The organism is Streptomyces californicus, from assembly GCF_000717645.1.
Classification (GTDB): Bacteria; Actinomycetota; Actinomycetes; order Streptomycetales; family Streptomycetaceae; genus Streptomyces; species Streptomyces californicus.
Window position 1 is genome coordinate 57,437 of the sequence record NZ_JNZZ01000021.1, and the last position, 16,376, is coordinate 73,812.

Genomic DNA, 16,376 nt, shown 5'->3' on the forward strand with positions numbered 1-16,376 from the left:
GAAGGACCCGCTCCCGGATCGCCGGGAGCGGGTCCTTCCGCGTGCGGGGCGCCAGGGTCCGGTGGGCCCGTTCCCCCGCTCCGGGGCCCCTGCGTGCCGCCTTCTGACCGGGCCTCACACCAGCCGCTCACCGCGCCGCCACACCGCGCCGACCAGCGGGACACCCGGACGGTAGGCGAGGTGGACATGGCTCGGGGCGTCGAGGAGGACCAGGTCGGCGCGGGCCCCGGGGGTGATCCGGCCGACGTCGGTGCGGCGCAGGGCGGCGGCTCCGCCGGCGGTCGCCGCCCAGACCGCCTCGTCGGGGGTCATCCCCATGTCGCGTACGGCCAGGGCGATGCAGAACGGGACGGACGAGGTGAACGACGAACCGGGGTTGCAGTCCGTGGAGAGCGCGACGGTGGCCCCCGCGTCGAGGAGGCGGCGGGCGTCGGGCCATTCGGCGCGGGTGGAGAACTCCGCGCCCGGAAGCAGCGTCGCCACGGTGTTCCCCTGGGCGAGCGCGTCGACGTCCGCGTCGGTGAGGTGCGTGCAGTGGTCGGCGGAGGCGGCGTCGAGTTCGACGGCGAGCTGGACTCCGGGCCCGTAGCTCAACTGGTTGGCGTGGACGCGGGGGTACAGCCCCTTGGCGCGGCCCGCCGTGAGGATGGCGCGCGCCTGGTCGCCGTCGAAGGCGCCCTGCTCGCAGAAGACGTCGATCCAGCGGGCGTGCGGGGCGCAGGCGTCCAGCATCGGGCCGGTGACCAGGTCGACGTAGCCGGCGGGGTCGTCGGCGTAGTCGGGGGAGACGATGTGCGCGCCGAGGTAGGTGACCTCGTCGGTGTGGCGGCCCGCGATCCGCAGGGCACGGGCCTCGTCCTCGACGGTGAGGCCGTAGCCGGACTTGGTCTCGAAGGTGGTGGTGCCCTGGCGCAGGGCCTCGGCGAGGTAGCGGGCGACGTTGGCGGACAGGTCGTCGTCGGAGGCGGCCCGGGTGGCGGCGACGGTGGTGCGGATGCCGCCCGCGCGGTAGGGCTGCCCGGACATGCGGGCGTTGAACTCCTCGGTGCGGTCGCCCGCGAAGACCAGGTGGGAGTGGGAGTCGACGAAGCCCGGGATCACCGCGCGGCCGGCCGCGTCGAGGACGTTGTCAGTGGCGGGTGCTTTGCTGGATTCACCGGTCCAGACGATGCGGTCGCCGTCGATGACGACGGCCGCGTCGTGGATCAGGCCCAGGGGGGTCCCGTTGCCGAGGGAGGGGTCATTGGTGACCAGGCTGGCGATGTGGGTGACGGCGGTGGTCGTCATCTGGAGAGTGTTCTCCTTGCGTTGCGGGTCCGAGGGGGCTCGTGCCGGGGGCAGGGGAGCCGGAGTCCCAAGAGCCTCCCGGGGCTCCGGGGCGGTGCGGTGGGCCTCCGAGCCCGGTCGTACGGGGCAGGGTGCCTCCGAGCCCGGCCGGGCAGGCCCGGGAGCCTCTGAGCCCGGTCGTACAGGCCCGGAGGTCTCCGAGCCCGGTCGGGCAGGCCCGGGGGTCTCCGTGCCCGGTCGTACGGGGCAGGGGGTCTCCGTGCTCAGTCGTGCAGGGCGGCGACGGCTTCGGCGAGCGCCCGGGGCACATCCTCCACCCGCGTGTGACGGCCGTCCCGGACGATGTGCCGCCCCGCCACAACCGTGTGCCGCACATCAGCGGCGGAGGCGGCGAATACGGCGGTCTCCGCTGCCAGTCGGGGCACCGGTCCCGCTGTTCTGACCGAGTCCAGGGCGACGGTGGTCAGGTCGGCGGGGGCGCCCGGTTCCAGCACGCCCGCGTCGGGGCGGCCGAGTGCGGCGTGCCCGTCGGCGGAGGCGGCCCGGATCAGGGCGGCGGCCGTCCAGTGGCCCCGGATGTGGGTGCGCAGCCGCTCGTTGAGCTCCATCGCGCGCGCCTCTTCGAAGAGGTCGATCACGGCGTGGCTGTCGCTGCCCAGCGAAAGCGGCGAGCCAGCCTTCTGGAGGGCGGCGGCGGGCCCGATGCCGTCGGCCAGGTCGCGTTCGGTGGTGGGGCACATGCAGGTGCCGGTGGCCGAGGAGCCCAGCAGGGCGATGTCCGCGTCGGTCAGGTGCGTGTTGTGGATGCCGGTGGTGCGCGGGCCGAGGACCCCGTGGTCGGCCAGCAGCCGGGTGGGGGTGCGGCCGTGTGCGGCCCGGCAGGCGTCGTTCTCCGCCGGCTGCTCGGAGAGGTGGACGTGGAGCGGGGCCCCGCGCTCCTCGGCCCACCGCGCCACGGTGGCCAGTTGGTCCGCGGGGACCGCCCGGACGGAGTGGATGGCGGCGCCGATCAGCGTGTGGTCGTCGCCCTTGAGGAGGGAGGCGCGCTCGGCCCATGCCTCGGCCGTGGTGTCGGAGAAGCGCAGCTGGTGCCGGTTGGGCCGCTCGCCGAAGCCGGCGGCGAGATAGGCGGTGTCGAGCAGGGTGATCCGGATGCCCGCCTCCGCGGCGGCCGCGATCAGCGCCTCCCCCATGGCGTTGGGGTGGGTGTACGGGGTGCCGCCGGGCGCGTGGTGGAGGTAGTGGAATTCGCCGACGGAGGTGATGCCGGCCAGGGCCATCTCGGCGTACGTGGCGCGCGCGAGGTCGAAGTAGGTGTCCGGGGTGAGCCGGGAGGCCGTCCGGTACATCAGCTCGCGCCAGGTCCAGAAGGTGCCCGAGCCGACCTGGACGGTGGCGCGCAGGGCCCGGTGGAAGGCGTGCGAGTGGGTGTTGGCGAGGCCGGGGAGGGTCAGGCCGCGCAGCACGGTCGCGCCGGGCGGCGGCGACGCGACGCCGGTCCTGACGCCCGCGATGCGGCCGTCGGCGACCTCCAGGGCGACGTCCGGCTCGACATGGGTGCCGAGCCAGGCGTGGTCCGCCCAGTAGGTGGCGGTGACGGGTCCGCCCGTCGTCCGGTGTGTCAGCTGCACGCGAGACCTTCCAGTACGTCGGCGAGTGCCTCCACCCCGGCCGTGCAGTCGTCCTCGGCGGCGTGCTCGGCGGGTGAGTGCGAGATGCCGGTGGGGTTCCGTACGAACAGCATGGCGGTGGGGACCGAGGCGGACAAAATACCCGCGTCGTGGCCCGCGCCGGTGCCGAGGACGGGCACGGGCCTCCCGGTGTCGCGGCCCGGCTGGCCGGGCCGCCCGACGTCAGCGCCTCGCCGGTCTCCGGCGCGTTCGAGGATCTTGGCGATCTCGTCGCGCAGGGCGTGCTCGAACTCGACGACGGGCGTGAACGACTCGCGGACCACGTCGAGGTCGATCCCGGCCCGCTCGGCGTACTCCCGGGCGGCCCGCTCGACTCCGGTGACCAGGGCGTCCAGGGTGGCCTGGTCGGCGGCGCGGGAGTCGAGCCAGCCGCGGACGAGGGAGGGGATGGCGTTGACGCCGTTGGGCTCGACCGCGATCTTACCGAAGGTGGCGAGGGCGCCGGTCAGTTCGGCCTCGCGGCGGGCGGCCAGGACGGTCTCGGCGTACGTGAGCATCGGGTCGCGGCGGTCCACGAGGCGGGTGGTGCCCGCGTGGTTGGCCTCGCCCCGGAAGTCGAACCGCCAGCGGCCGTGGGGCCAGATGGCCGAGGCGATGCCGACGGGGTCGCCGGTCAGGTCGAGGGCGCGGCCCTGCTCGACGTGGAGTTCGACGAACGCGCCGATCCGGGCGAGCCGTTCCGGGTCGGGCCCGATGGCGGCGGGGTCGTACCCGGCGGCCTCCATGGCCACGGGCAGGGTGGTCCCGTCCCCGTCGCGCAGCCGGTGGGCGTCGGCGACGGTGAGCTGTCCGGCGGCGAGCCGGGACCCGACGCAGGCCAGGCCGAAGCGGGCGCCCTCCTCGTCACCGAAGTTGGTGACGGCCAGCGGTCGGGTGAACTCCGCCCCCCTGCGGCGGAGTTCGTCGAGCGCGGCGAAGGAGGACACCACGCCGAGCGGGCCGTCGAAGGCGCCGCCGTCGGGGACGGAGTCCAGGTGCGAGCCGGTGACGACGGCGTCCCCGGCCAGCGGGTCCCCGAGCCAGGCCCACTGGTTGCCGTTGCGGTCGGTCTCGTACGCGAGCCCGCGCGCCTCGGCCTGGGCGCGGAACCAGGCGCGGCAGTCGAGGTCGGCGGCCGTCCAGGCGTGGCGCCGGTAGCCGCCGCTGCCGGGGTGGCGGCCGATGGGGGCCAGCTCCCGCCACATGGAGAGGAAGGAGTCACCGGCACGCCACGGCTGCCGACCGGGACCGGCCGGACCGGGCCGGGCCGCACCGGCCGGATCCTGTCCCGCCGTATCCGAGGGCGTCTGCCCCCAGGGGCCCGAGGCGCCAGGGGGCGTCAGCCCCGCTGTACCCGAGGGCGTCTCCCCCGCTGTACCCGAGGGCGTCTGCCCCCACGGGCCCGAGGCGCCAGAGGGCGTCTCCCCCGCCGTGCCCGTGGGCATCACTCGCCCTCCGTCATGGGCACGCGTACGCCCTTGTCGGCGGCGACGGACTCCGCGATGTCGTAGCCCGCGTCGACGTGGCGGATGACGCCCATGCCCGGGTCGTTGGTCAGGACGCGGCGGATCTTCTCGCCCGCGAGCTTCGTGCCGTCGGCGACGGTGACCTGGCCCGCGTGGATGGACCGGCCCATGCCGACGCCGCCGCCGTGGTGGAGGGAGACCCAGGAGGCGCCGGAGGCGACGTTGACCATGGCGTTGAGCAGCGGCCAGTCGGCGATGGCGTCGGAGCCGTCGAGCATGGCCTCGGTCTCGCGGTACGGGGAGGCGACCGAGCCGCAGTCCAGGTGGTCGCGGCCGATGGCCAGCGGGGCGGCCAGTTCGCCGCTCGCGACCATGTCGTTGAAGCGCTCGCCGGCCTTGTCGCGCTCTCCGTAGCCGAGCCAGCAGATACGGGCGGGCAGGCCCTGGAAGTGGACGCGTTCGCCGGCCATGGTGATCCAGCGGTGCAGCGACTCGTTCTCCGGGAAGAGCTCCAGCATCGCCTTGTCGGTCTTGTGGATGTCGGACGCCTCGCCGGAGAGCGCGGCCCAGCGGAAGGGGCCCTTGCCCTCGCAGAAGAGGGGGCGGATGTAGGCGGGGACGAAGCCGGGGAAGTCGAAGGCCCGGTCGTATCCGGCGAGTTGGGCCTCGCCGCGGATGGAGTTGCCGTAGTCGAAGACCTCGGCGCCGGCGTCCATGAAGCCGACCATGGCCTCGACGTGGCGGGCCATCGACTCGCGGGCGCGACGGGTGAAGTCGGCGGGCTTCTCGGCGGCGAGCGTCGCCATGTCGTCGAAGTCGACGCCGAGCGGCAGGTAGGCCAGCGGGTCGTGGGCGCTGGTCTGGTCGGTGACGATGTCGATCGGCGCACCCTCGGCCAGCATGCGGGGCAGCAGTTCGGCCGCGTTGCCCAGGAGGCCGATGGAGAGCGGGCGGCGGGCGTCGCGGGCCTCGACGGCGAGTTGGAGGGCGTGCTCCAGGCTGTCGGCCTTCACGTCGAGGTAGCGGTGCTCGATGCGGCGTTCGATGGCGCGCGGGTCGCAGTCGATGACGAGGGCGACGCCGTCGTTCATGGTGACGGCGAGCGGCTGGGCGCCGCCCATGCCGCCGAGCCCGGCGGTCAGCGTGATCGTCCCGGCCAGGGTCCCGCCGAACTTCTTCGCGGCGACGGCGGCGAAGGTCTCGTAGGTGCCCTGGAGGATGCCCTGGGTGCCGATGTAGATCCAGGAACCGGCGGTCATCTGGCCGTACATGGTGAGTCCGAGCGCCTCCAGGCGGCGGAACTCCTCCCAGTTGGCCCAGTCCCCGACCAGGTTGGAGTTGGCGATGAGCACGCGCGGCGCCCACTCGTGGGTCTGCATGACGCCGACCGGCCGCCCCGACTGAACGAGCATCGTCTCGTCCTGCTTGAGCGTCCGCAGCGTGCGGACCATCGCGTCGAACGAGCGCCAGTCGCGGGCCGCCTTGCCGGTGCCGCCGTAGACGACGAGCTTGTCGGGGTGCTCCGCGACCTCGGGGTCGAGGTTGTTCTGCAGCATCCGCAGGGCGGCTTCCTGCTGCCATCCCAGGGTGGTCAGCGCGCTGCCGCGCGGTGCCCGTACGGGGCGGGGTCCTGACATGGCGGTGCCTCCTCGCGACGGTGAAAAACTATTCACATCCTGATGCGCTGAATAGTCGTAGTCAACAGGTGCGGTGCGCGCCGTGGCGGGGAACAGGTTCAGCCTGGCGACCGGCAGCCGATCCGGAGGCACGCATGAGCACTGCCGACATACCCGCACCGACGGGACCCGAGAGCCACGCGGGCCACGAGAAGCCCGACGGGTCGCCGCCGCTCAAGCGGGCCCTGGGCCCCAAGCTGCTGATCCTGTTCGTCATCGGCGACATCCTGGGCACCGGCATCTACGCCACCACCGGGGACGTGGCCGGAAAGGTCGGCGGCGCGCTGTGGCTGCCGTTCGCGATCGGCTTCGCGGTCGCCCTGCTGACGGCGGCCTCGTACGTCGAGCTCGTCGGCAAGTACCCGAAGGCCGCCGGGGCCGCGCTCTACACCCAGAAGGCGTTCAAGGTCCCCTTCCTCACCTTCGTCGTCGCCTTCATGGTGATGTGCTCGGGCCTCTCCTCGGCGAGCGCGGCGGCGCGGGCGTTCAGCGGCGACTACCTGGGCGAGTTCACCGACGCGGTGCCGCCGACCCTGATCGCGATCCTGTTCGTCCTCGCCCTGGCCGCGATCAACCTGCGCGGGGTCGCGGAGTCGGTGAAGGCGAACGTCGTGCTGACGCTGGTCGAGGTCAGCGGGCTCGCGGTGATCCTGGCGATCGGCGCGTACGCCGTGTTCAGCGGCGAGGGCGAACCGGCCCGGCTGACCCAGATCGAGACCGGCGGCACCGGGTACGCGCTGATCACCGGCGTCCTCGGCGCGACCGCGCTCGGCTTCTTCGCTTTCGTGGGCTTCGAGGATTCGGTCAACATGGCGGAGGAGACCAAGAACCCGGCCCGCAACTTCCCCCGCGCGATCTTCATCGGCGTGGGCGTCACCGGCACGATCTACATCCTGGTCGCCCTGGTCTCCTCGCTTCTGGTCGACTCCCGCACCCTGGCGGAATCCAGCGGTCCGCTGCTGGAGGTGGTGAAGGCGGGGGGCGTCGATTTTCCGCCGAAACTGTTCGCGCTGATCGCCCTGTTCGCGGTCACCAACTCGGCGCTGATCAACATCATGATGGCCTCGCGGCTCTGCTACGGCATGGCCAACGAGCGCATCCTGCCGCCCGCGATGGGGAAGGTGCTGTCCGTCCGCCGCACCCCCTGGGTCGGGATCGTCTTCGTCTCCGTCCTGGCGATCGGGCTCGTCTCCACCGGCGAGATCGAGGGGCTCGGCGACACCACCTCGTTCCTGCTGCTGTGCGTCTTCGCCGTGGTCAACATCGCCGTCCTGGTGCTGCGCAGGGACCGGGTGGAGCACCACCACTTCCGTACGCCCACGGCCCTGCCCGTCCTCGGGGCGCTCACCTCGCTGGTCCTGGCGAGCCCGCTGGCCGACCGGGGCGCCGACGTGTACGTACGCGCCGGGATCCTGCTGCTCATCGGCATCGGACTGTGGGCGGTCAACAAGGCGGTCATGACGGCCCGCGAGAGGCCCGGCGCCGAGGGGTCCTGACGGAACTCCGGCCTCCGTACGGAGCGCCTGGTTCCGGCCGTTCCTTTACACCCTGGAGCGCATGTACCAAAGGAAAATGCCAGAACCCCCTCACGGCGCGCACACGATGCGTAGCCTCTGCGTCACAGCCGTACGCCGCGTCGGGAGGGGAAAACCGCGTGCCCGGAATCGACGAGTGCCTGCTCGAAGTCATGAGGCTGCCCGGTGCCCGGGGCGCCGCGGTGGTCGACTGGACGAGCGGTCTCGCTCTCGGCACCATCGGGGACTCCCCCAACGGCGACCACGAGGCGACCGCGGCCGAGACCGCGGAGGTCGCCCGGATGGCCGCCGAACAGCCGGCCTTCGCCCGCCTCTCCTCCCCCGCCGAGGGCGACCGCCCGCCCGGGGAGGCGGCGGGCCCGCCCGTCGAGGACGTCATCGTCACCACCCATGACGGGTACCACATGCTCCGCTTCGTCGAGACCGCTTTCGACAGCAGCGTCTTCCTGCACCTGTGGCTGAACCGCTCCGAGGGCAACCTGGCGCTCGCCCGGATGCGCCTGGGCGAGCTGGCCGAACGCCTGGTGCTGGCATGAGTGCGATAGCCGCCGGCCTAGACGCCCCCGCCGCCGACCGGGCCCCGGTGCTCTCCCCGATGCTCCAGCGCCTCGCCGCCGAGCGGGCCACCGGCGCTCTGATGCGCGACCACGGCACCCTCTACCTCGCCGACGGCCAGGTGGTGCACGCCGAGAGCCCCGCCACCCCGGGCATCGACGTCCTGCTCACCGCCGGCGGGACCCTGCGGCACGAGGGCTGGTGGGACGCCGTGGCGCAGGCCGGGGCGCACCGCCGGGTCGGCCGCTACCTCGTGGACAGCGGCCATGTGCCGGGCGGAGCACTGGAGTTGTGCCATCTGGGCGCGCTGTACGACGCCGCCTTCTTCGCCCTCGCGCCGACCGGGACGCCCGCCCGCTTCCGTTACGGGGTGGCGCACTGGATCGGCCCGGTGCGGCCCGTGCCGGTCGCCGCCGTGGAGCGCGAGACACTGCGCCGGCGGGAGTTCCTCGACCGGATCTGGCCCGACGCCGCGTGCGACGGCGCACCGCTGCTGCGGACGGCGGCGTACGGCTCCGACGCCCCGGCGCCGGCCCGCCAGAGCCGGATCCTGGAGCTGGCCGACGGGTTCCGTACGGCCTCCGACATCGCACGGGAGCTGGGCCGTTCGGCCTTCCACGTCCTGGTCGACCTGCGCCGGCTGGCGGCGGCCGGCCTGGTGGAGGCGGTCCGCGCCCAGCCCCTGCCCGCCGCTTCCGCCCCCGGCCGGATCACGCTCCCCGAGGTGACGGCCGACCCCGATATCGCCCTGCTGCGCCGGCTCCGAGACGCATTGGAGGCCCTGTGATACGCGCGCTCAGACAGCGTGCCGGGAGGAGACAGCTGATGGTGCCCGAGGCCGAAGCGCGTGATGTCCTCGACGAGCTCCAGCGGTTACGGGCCCGGGTCCCGCTGCTCTCCGGGGCGCTCGCCGCCTCCACCGACGGCCTGGTCCTGGCCCACGACACCCCGGGCGTCGAGGCCGAGGGTGTCGCCGCCCTCACCGCCGCCGCGCTCGGCGTCTCGATCCGGATGACGGACGCCGCCGGCCGGGGCGGCTTCCGCGAACTGCTCGTCCGCGGCGGCAGCGGCTACATCGCCACCTACGCCGCCGGCTCCTCCGCCGTCCTCACCCTGCTGGCCGAGGACCGCATCAACGTCGGCCGCCTCCATCTGGAGGGCCGCCGCTCCGGCGCCCGGATCGGCGAACTCGTCGACGCCGCGCTGGCACGCGTGGAGCGCCCCGCGCCCGCCCGCGCCCTGCCCCCACGCCCCACCGGCACACCGAACCGCGCCCTGCCGCAGCGCCCCACGTAACGCGCCCGCGCACGGCCCCCGACTCCCCCCACCCCGTACCACCGCACCCACCGGGACTCAGCCATCACGCAGAAGCCCGCACCCACGCCCGCCCCGAAACCAGCACGGAAGCCCGTACGGAAAACGGCACCGGAACCGGCACAGCGGCCGGTGCAGAAACGGACCCGGTCACCTCGACCGGCCAGGGAAAGGAAACGAGCCACCATGGCGAACACCGAAGCGTCTCTGAAGGAAGCGATGAGCTCGATCGAGGGCACCACGGGTGTCGCCCTCGTCGACTACACGAGCGGCATGGCCCTGGGCACGCTCGGCGGCGGCAAGGACTTCAACCTGGAGGTCGCCGCCGCCGGCAACACGGACGTGATCCGCGCCAAGCTCCGCACCATGGAACACCTGGGTCTCAAGGAGGAGATCGAGGACATCCTGATCACGCTCAACAGCCAGTACCACCTGATCCGGCTGCTCAAGACCCGTGGCAGCAACGGCCTGTTTCTCTACCTGGTGCTGGACGCGAGCCGGGCGAACCTGGCCATGGCCCGCCACCAGCTGAAGAAGATCGAGGCCGAGCTGGAGGTCTGACACGTGCGGGGCGGCGCGGGGCCCGGGAGCGCTCACTCCACGAAGAGCCCGCGCGCCGCCGCCCGTACGTCGAACTCCTCCAACCGCGCCTGGGCGTCGGGCAGTCCGTCGCACATCGCCTCCAGCAGCACCCGGCCGAGCAGCATCGGCGCGCAGACGGTGTCGAAGGAGAGCCCGGAGCCGATCGCCGCCGGGAGCAGCAGGTCGCTGTGGTGGGCGACGGGTGCGAAGGCGGAGTCCGCGACGGTCACCACGGTCAGCCCCTGGTTCCGGGCGTACGCGAGCGCGTCCACGGTCTCCCTGGGATGGCGCGGCAGGGCGAAGCACATCAGGGCGGTGGCCCCGGCGCGGCGCGCGGAGTCGATCCGGTCGGCCAGCATGCTGCCGCCCTCGTCGAGGACCCGGACGTCGGGGTGCACCTTGGCGGCGAAGTAGCCGAAGCCGCGGGCCTGCGAGGAGGCGGCGCGCAGCCCGAGCACCGGGAGCGGCCGGGAACCGGCGAGCAGCCGCCCGGCCCGCTCGACGGGGGCGGGGTCCGCGAGCACGTCGCAGAGGTGCTGGAGGTTCTCGATCTCGGCGCGGACGGCCTGCTGGTACTCGTTGTACGCCTCCCCCGCCTCCTCCGGCTCCGTCCCGGCGGGCGCGACCTCCCGCAGGTGCCGGCGCAGCGCCGGATAGCCGTCGAAGCCGAGCGCCACGGCGAAGCGGGTGACGGAGGGCTGGCTGACCCCGGCCAGCTCGGCCAGCTCGACGCTGGAGAGAAACGGCGCGTCGGCCGCCCGGCGGACCATGCAGTGCGCGATGCGCCGCTGGGTGGGCGTGAGCCGGTGCCCCTCGAAGAGCCGCTGCAACCGCGCGGCGGGGCTGCTCCCGCTCATGGTGTCCCCTTGCTGAGTCCATCGCGCCCCGACCGGCGCCCCGACCGTTCCATTCAGCCAGGTAGGTCGCTGTATGTCCATATGCAGGGGCGGGAGCGGGAGGGGCGCTCCGGTGCGGGCGGGTCCGGGCGCCGACCGGAACGGGGGGCGGACCGAAGCTCCGGCGCCATATCCTCGGGTGCCTTTTCGGAGAAGCACGGGCCGATGGTGCGAGAGGCCCCGGGGGTCAGCCCCCGAGGAATCCGGGGGCTAGCCCCACTGCCGCCGGGGTTCCGGCTCCGTACCGTCTTCGGTATGGAAACCCGTGACCAGGAGCTCAAGAAGGAGCTCGCCGCGACCCTCCAGGCGCGGAGCGAGCTCGGCGCGGAGTACGAGCCCGCGCTCATCGACGCGTTCCTGGAGAAGGTCGAGCAGCGCCTCGACGCGACGCACGACCGACGGGTCCGCCGCCAGCTCGCCGAGCAGCAGACCGCCACCGCCCGGCCGCCGCTCCCGTCGGGGCCGGGCGGATTCGGGGAGCGGCACGGGCTCGGGATCGTCTCGCTGGTGCTGGCCGTCCCGCTGTCCGCGATAGGCGTCGCCAACGCCGATCTCGAAGGGCTGATCGTGGCCTGGCTCGGCATCGTCGGCGTCAACGCGTTCCAGGCGGCGCGCAACGGGGCCCTGTTCCGCCGCCGGGACGAGCGCGCGCGGTCCGCATGGCAGGGCTGAGCCAGGCGTCGCGGGCGGGCCCGGGGGGGGCGGTCCCGCCGCGCTGATGCTCGTGCAGAGGGCGGAGTATGTCGCGGGGACCGCCGCACCCCCGGTCGCCCGGGGGGCGGGACGACGGCGATCCCCGCGAGGGACGCGAGTCCGGGTCAGGGCCGGTGTCGCGCGTCCGGGCGACGGTGGAGGTCCGGGAGCCGCTCCGTAGTCCGGTGTCGCCGTTCTGGGTGCCGGCGGGTCTCCCCTGCCGACACCCACCACTGTGCCGGTCCCGTGTTAAGCGGGTGCTGCGCGGACGTGACGCACGCGTACCGGTTTCGCGAAGCCCCGCCCTCAAAGGTCCGACCGGGCCGTCGGGCACCGGCCCGGTCGCGGTCGCCGGGTCGCCGGCCACCGCTCGGGTGCCCGGCGCCGGACCGTCACGCCCTCGCCGTGCCCGCGTCCTTCGCGAGGAACGCCAGCAGGTCCTGCCTGCTGACGACGCCCTTGGGCTTGCCCTCGACGAGGACGATCGCCGCGTCGGCCCCGTCCGTGCCGCTGAGCACGGCCATCAGGTCCTCGACCGGTTCGCCGGAGCCGACCTGCGGCAGCGGGGCCGACATGTGCTTCTCCAGCGGGTCGTCCAGCGAGGCCCGCTGCGTGAACAGCGCGTCCAGAAGCTGGCGTTCCACGACGGAGCCGATGACCTCGGCGGCCATCACGTCCGGGTGCCCGGCCCCCGGCTTCACGATCGGCATCTGGGAGACGCCGTACTCGCGGAGCACATCGATGGCCTCGCCGACCGTCTCCTCCGGGTGCATGTGGACGAGGGAGGGCAGGGGGCCCTCCTTGAAGTCCAGGACCGCGCCGACCCGGGCGGAGGTGCCGGAGTCCTCCAGGAAGCCGTAGTCCGCCATCCACTCGTCGTTGAAGATCTTGCTGAGGTAGCCGCGGCCGCTGTCGGGGAGCAGCACCACGACGACGTCGTCGGGCCCGAGGCGCTTCGCGACCTCCAGGGCCCCGACGACCGCCATGCCGCAGGAGCCGCCGACGAGCAGGCCCTCCTCCTTGGCGAGGCGGCGGGTCATCTGGAAGGAGTCCTTGTCGGACACGGCGACGATCTCGTCGGTCACGTTCCGGTCGTAGGCGCTCGGCCAGAAGTCCTCGCCGACGCCCTCGACCAGGTACGGACGGCCGGAGCCGCCGGAGTAGACCGAGCCCTCCGGGTCCGCGCCGATCACCTGGACCGCGCCGTCGCTGATCTCCTTGAGGTAGCGTCCGGTGCCGCTGATCGTGCCGCCGGTGCCGACGCCCGCGACGAAGTGGGTGATCTTCCCCTCCGTCTGCTCCCACAGTTCGGGACCGGTGGTCTCGTAGTGCGAGCGCGGGTTGTTCGGGTTGGAGTACTGGTCCGGCTTCCAGGCGCCCGGCGTCTCGGTGACCAGCCGGTCGGAGACGTTGTAGTACGAGTCCGGGTGCTCGGGGTCGACGGCGGTCGGGCAGACGACGACCTCGGCTCCGTATGCGCGCAGCACGTTGATCTTGTCCGTGGACACCTTGTCAGGGCAGACGAAGATGCACTTGTAGCCCTTCTGCTGGGCGACGATGGCGAGCCCGACGCCCGTGTTCCCACTGGTCGGCTCGACGATCGTGCCGCCGGGCTTCAGCTCCCCGCTCTGCTCGGCCGCCTCGATCATGCGCAGCGCGATGCGGTCCTTCACCGACCCGCCGGGGTTGAAGTACTCGACCTTGGCCAGGACGGTCGCCTGGATACCTGCCGTGACGTTGCGCAGCCTCACCAGCGGGGTGTTGCCGACAAGACTGATCATCGAATCGTGGAATTGCACCGTGTACTCCGGGATCTCCGAGATGGTCCGGCCCAGAGTATGCGTACGGGGCGCACTGTGCGTACGGGAAGGAGTACACCGAGCCCCGGGCGGGGCAAGTAGGTACGTGTACGGCTGTACGGCGAGGAGGAGGTGGACCGGACTGTGTCGAGAGCAAGGGTGGCACGGCGGATCGCGGCGGGCGCGGCTTACGGCGGTGGCGGCATCGGGTTGATCGGTGCGGCTGCCGTGGGCGTGTTCCTGGCGGAGGTCCAGCTCGCGAAGAGGCAGGTCGGCGGGGGTACGGCTCCGGTTCCGCCGAGTGCGGACGGACGGTACGGAGTGGCGTTCGCCGGGCCGAGCGACGCGATGCGGCTCGGCATGCTCGGCGACTCGACGGCCGCGGGCCAGGGCGTGCGGCGGACCGGGCAGACGCCCGGGGCGCTGCTGGCCTCGGGGCTGGCGGCGGTGGCCGAGCGGCCGGTGGACCTGCGGAACGTGGCCCTGCCGGGGGCCCGGTCGGACGATCTGGACCGGCAGGTGTCGCTGCTGCTCGCGGACCCGGCGCGTACGCCGGACGTCTGCGTGATCATGATCGGGGCCAACGACGTCACGCACCGGATGCCCGCGACCCAGTCGGTGCGCTGTCTGACGACGGCGGTGCGCAGGCTGCGGACGGCGGGGGCGGAGGTGGTCGTGGGAACCTGCCCGGACCTGGGCACGATCGAGCCGGTCTACCAACCGCTGCGCTGGCTGGCCCGGCGGGTGAGCCGCCAACTCGCGGCGGCGCAGACGATCGGCGTGGTCGAGCAGGGCGGGCGGACGGTGTCGCTGGGCGACCTGCTGGGCCCCGAGTTCGCGGCGAACCCGCGCGAGCTGTTCGGCCCGGACAACTACCACCCCTCCGCCGAGGGCTACGCGACGGCGGCCATGGCGGTGCTGCCGACGCTGTGCGCGGTGCTGGGCCTGTGGCCGGAGAGCGACCGGCTGGACGGCACCCGCCGCGAGGACATCCTCCCGGTGGCGAAGGCCGCGTCCCAGGCGGCCCGGGAGGCCGGTACGGAGGTCACGGGGGCCCGCGCGCCCTGGGCCCTCCTCAAGCACCGCAGGCGGCGGCGTCTGCCCGCCGCCACGGAGCCCACCCCGCACGTCCACCCGGACACCGCCCACGGACGCGCCCAGGGCGCGTCCGGCGGATCCTGACCGGGCCCGCGGTGCCCGGCGCGGACCGTCCGAGCCCGCTCCGCCGGATCCACCCCGGGGTCCGGCTGAGCAAGCGCTTAGAAAAGAGTTCCGCATCACACGGTCTGCCGGGTGACCCCGGCGATACGTCCGGGTAACTTCCAGAGGAGTTCCGCCCGTCGCCAGACGCCGTAGAGCCCGCCGTACAGCTTTCCAGCCCCTTGGAGTCGTGTGATGCCCGAAGCCGTGATCGTCTCTGCCGCCCGTTCGCCGATCGGCCGCGCCTTCAAGGGGTCCCTGAAGGACCTGCGCGCGGACGACCTGACCGCCACGATCATCCAGGCCGCGCTGGCCAAGGTCCCCGAGCTGGACCCGAAGGACATCGACGACCTGATGCTGGGCTGCGGCCTGCCGGGCGGCGAGCAGGGCAACAACCTGGGCCGCGTCATCGCCGTGCAGATGGGGATGGACCACCTCCCCGGCTGTACGGTCACCCGCTACTGCTCCTCCTCGCTGCAGACCAGCCGCATGGCGCTGCACGCGATCAAGGCGGGCGAGGGCGACGTCTTCATCTCGGCCGGCGTCGAGATGGTGTCCCGCTTCACCAAGGGCAACTCCGACAGCCTCCCGGACACGCACAACCCGCTGTTCGCCGACGCCGAGGCCCGTACCGCCGCCCGTGCCGAGGAGTCCGGCGCGAGCTGGCACGACCCGCGCGAGGACGGCCTCGTCCCGGACGCGTACATCGCGATGGGGCAGACGGCGGAGAACCTGGCCCGGCTGAAGGGCGTCACCCGCCAGGACATGGACGAGTTCGGCGTACGGTCGCAGAACCTGGCCGAGGAAGCCCTGAAGAACGGCTTCTGGGAGCGGGAGATCACCCCGGTCACCACCCCGGACGGCACGGTCGTCGCCAAGGACGACGGCCCGCGGGCGGGCGTCACCCTGGAGGGTGTGCAGGGCCTGAAGCCGGTCTTCCGGCCCGACGGACTGGTCACGGCCGCCAACTGCTGCCCGCTGAACGACGGCGCGGCGGCCCTGGTGATCATGTCCGACACCAAGGCGCGCGAGCTGGGCCTGACCCCGCTGGCCCGGATCGTCTCCACGGGCGTCTCCGGCCTGTCCCCCGAGATCATGGGGTACGGCCCGGTCGAGGCCAGCAAGCAGGCGCTGAAGCGGGCGGGCCTGACCATCGACGACATCGACCTCGCCGAGATCAACGAGGCGTTCGCCGCCCAGGTCATCCCCTCCTACCGCGACCTGGGCCTGCCGCTGGAGAAGGTCAACGTCAACGGCGGCGCGATCGCGGTCGGCCACCCCTTCGGCATGACCGGCGCCCGCATCACCGGCACGCTGATCAACGGCCTCCAGTTCCACGACAAGCAGTTCGGCCTGGAGACGATGTGCGTGGGCGGCGGCCAGGGCATGGCGATGGTGATCGAGCGGCTGAGCTGAGCCGCGGCGGAGGGCAGGGGTCGCCCGAGGCACGAGGGCGGCACCTGCCCGCAGCGGAGGCGAAGCTCAGCGCGACCACCGGCACAGAGCGGCTGAGCTGAGCCGCGGCGGAGGCGATGCCCGGCGCGACCACCGGCGCGCGGCGGCGGAGGGCGGGAGCCGTCCGTTGAGCTGCGGCGCGTCCCTCTCCACCGCCGCTTCGAACCCTGCCGAGCCCCGACCGTGACCGAATCTCCCCCAGGATGTGATCTGCGTCCCGGGGGAGAGTCGTTTCCGCAGGTCAGCGC

14 protein-coding genes are annotated in these 16,376 nt (G+C 73.1%); 8 read left to right on the forward strand and 6 right to left on the reverse strand.

Features of this window, described 5'->3' with window-relative positions; translation table 11 throughout:
* Window positions 1-114 precede the first annotated feature (114 nt).
* The 4 genes from hutI to hutU form a co-directional block, all read right to left on the reverse strand.
* Window positions 115-1,287: an imidazolonepropionase gene (hutI, locus tag IF19_RS0126450; RefSeq protein WP_030115419.1), complete on the reverse strand. Its 1,173-nt coding sequence runs from the start codon at window positions 1,285-1,287 to the stop codon at window positions 115-117.
* A gap of 263 nt (window positions 1,288-1,550) precedes the next feature.
* Entirely contained in the window at window positions 1,551-2,918 is a 1,368-nt protein-coding gene (locus IF19_RS0126455) for a formimidoylglutamate deiminase (protein WP_030115420.1), read from the reverse strand.
* The gene (locus IF19_RS0126460; protein WP_032748251.1) at window positions 2,909-4,162 is read right to left on the reverse strand and encodes an allantoate amidohydrolase; all 1,254 of its coding nucleotides are present in this window, start codon (window positions 4,160-4,162) and stop codon (window positions 2,909-2,911) included. Before IF19_RS0126460 ends, IF19_RS0126455 begins: the two co-directional genes overlap by 10 nt.
* Before the next feature lie 239 nt (window positions 4,163-4,401).
* Window positions 4,402-6,060 carry a urocanate hydratase gene (gene hutU / locus IF19_RS0126465; RefSeq protein WP_030115422.1) on the reverse strand — a complete coding sequence of 553 codons (1,659 nt, stop codon included), beginning with the start codon at window positions 6,058-6,060 and terminating at the stop codon, window positions 4,402-4,404.
* A 134-nt stretch (window positions 6,061-6,194) separates the two neighbouring features.
* Here hutU and IF19_RS0126470 point away from each other — a divergent pair, with 134 nt between their 5' ends.
* From IF19_RS0126470 to IF19_RS0126490, 5 genes are all read left to right on the forward strand, one after another.
* Window positions 6,195-7,595 (forward strand): APC family permease, encoded by a 1,401-nt coding sequence (locus tag IF19_RS0126470; RefSeq protein ID WP_030277453.1) that lies wholly within the window; start codon window positions 6,195-6,197, stop codon window positions 7,593-7,595.
* A gap of 158 nt (window positions 7,596-7,753) precedes the next feature.
* Window positions 7,754-8,170 (forward strand): hypothetical protein, encoded by a 417-nt coding sequence (locus tag IF19_RS0126475; RefSeq protein ID WP_030115425.1) that lies wholly within the window; start codon window positions 7,754-7,756, stop codon window positions 8,168-8,170.
* The gene (locus IF19_RS0126480; RefSeq protein WP_030115426.1) at window positions 8,167-8,976 is read left to right on the forward strand and encodes a helix-turn-helix domain-containing protein; all 810 of its coding nucleotides are present in this window, start codon (window positions 8,167-8,169) and stop codon (window positions 8,974-8,976) included. Before IF19_RS0126475 ends, IF19_RS0126480 begins: the two co-directional genes overlap by 4 nt.
* A 38-nt stretch (window positions 8,977-9,014) precedes the next feature.
* On the forward strand, window positions 9,015-9,485 hold the full coding sequence (locus tag IF19_RS0126485) for a roadblock/LC7 domain-containing protein (protein WP_030115427.1): 471 nt from the start codon (window positions 9,015-9,017) through the stop codon (window positions 9,483-9,485).
* A 204-nt stretch (window positions 9,486-9,689) separates the two neighbouring features.
* Window positions 9,690-10,064: a hypothetical protein gene (locus IF19_RS0126490; RefSeq protein WP_030115428.1), complete on the forward strand. Its 375-nt coding sequence runs from the start codon at window positions 9,690-9,692 to the stop codon at window positions 10,062-10,064.
* A gap of 32 nt (window positions 10,065-10,096) precedes the next feature.
* Here the strand turns inward: IF19_RS0126490 and IF19_RS0126495 are convergent, their stop codons facing one another.
* On the reverse strand, window positions 10,097-10,942 hold the full coding sequence (locus IF19_RS0126495; protein ID WP_030277455.1) for a MurR/RpiR family transcriptional regulator: 846 nt from the start codon (window positions 10,940-10,942) through the stop codon (window positions 10,097-10,099).
* A 294-nt stretch (window positions 10,943-11,236) separates the two neighbouring features.
* Here IF19_RS0126495 and IF19_RS0126500 point away from each other — a divergent pair, with 294 nt between their 5' ends.
* On the forward strand, window positions 11,237-11,653 hold the full coding sequence (locus IF19_RS0126500; RefSeq protein WP_030115430.1) for a hypothetical protein: 417 nt from the start codon (window positions 11,237-11,239) through the stop codon (window positions 11,651-11,653).
* 413 nt (window positions 11,654-12,066) lie between these two features.
* On the opposite strand, the gene IF19_RS0126505 is transcribed toward IF19_RS0126500, so the two are convergent.
* Entirely contained in the window at window positions 12,067-13,473 is a 1,407-nt protein-coding gene (locus tag IF19_RS0126505) for a cystathionine beta-synthase (RefSeq protein WP_030115431.1), read from the reverse strand.
* A gap of 159 nt (window positions 13,474-13,632) precedes the next feature.
* Here IF19_RS0126505 and IF19_RS0126510 point away from each other — a divergent pair, with 159 nt between their 5' ends.
* On the forward strand, window positions 13,633-14,655 hold the full coding sequence (locus tag IF19_RS0126510) for an SGNH/GDSL hydrolase family protein (RefSeq protein ID WP_030115432.1): 1,023 nt from the start codon (window positions 13,633-13,635) through the stop codon (window positions 14,653-14,655).
* 213 nt (window positions 14,656-14,868) lie between these two features.
* Window positions 14,869-16,089 carry an acetyl-CoA C-acetyltransferase gene (locus IF19_RS0126515; protein ID WP_030121550.1) on the forward strand — a complete coding sequence of 407 codons (1,221 nt, stop codon included), beginning with the start codon at window positions 14,869-14,871 and terminating at the stop codon, window positions 16,087-16,089.
* The last annotated feature ends 287 nt before the right edge of the window (window positions 16,090-16,376 follow it).

What these genes read in the sequence shown, in the direction of transcription:
- hutI (WP_030115419.1), bottom strand. Translation starts at nt 1,287, where the DNA reads ATGACGACCACCGCCGTCACCCACATCGCCAGCCTGGTCACCAATGAC.
- IF19_RS0126460 (WP_032748251.1), bottom strand. Translation starts at nt 4,162, where the DNA reads ATGTGGCGGGAGCTGGCCCCCATCGGCCGCCACCCCGGCAGCGGCGGC.
- hutU (WP_030115422.1), bottom strand. Translation starts at nt 6,060, where the DNA reads ATGTCAGGACCCCGCCCCGTACGGGCACCGCGCGGCAGCGCGCTGACC.
- IF19_RS0126470 (WP_030277453.1), top strand. Translation starts at nt 6,195, where the DNA reads ATGAGCACTGCCGACATACCCGCACCGACGGGACCCGAGAGCCACGCG.
- IF19_RS0126480 (WP_030115426.1), top strand. Translation starts at nt 8,167, where the DNA reads ATGAGTGCGATAGCCGCCGGCCTAGACGCCCCCGCCGCCGACCGGGCC.
- IF19_RS0126485 (WP_030115427.1), top strand. Translation starts at nt 9,015, where the DNA reads ATGGTGCCCGAGGCCGAAGCGCGTGATGTCCTCGACGAGCTCCAGCGG.
- IF19_RS0126490 (WP_030115428.1), top strand. Translation starts at nt 9,690, where the DNA reads ATGGCGAACACCGAAGCGTCTCTGAAGGAAGCGATGAGCTCGATCGAG.
- IF19_RS0126495 (WP_030277455.1), bottom strand. Translation starts at nt 10,942, where the DNA reads ATGAGCGGGAGCAGCCCCGCCGCGCGGTTGCAGCGGCTCTTCGAGGGG.
- IF19_RS0126500 (WP_030115430.1), top strand. Translation starts at nt 11,237, where the DNA reads ATGGAAACCCGTGACCAGGAGCTCAAGAAGGAGCTCGCCGCGACCCTC.
- IF19_RS0126515 (WP_030121550.1), top strand. Translation starts at nt 14,869, where the DNA reads ATGCCCGAAGCCGTGATCGTCTCTGCCGCCCGTTCGCCGATCGGCCGC.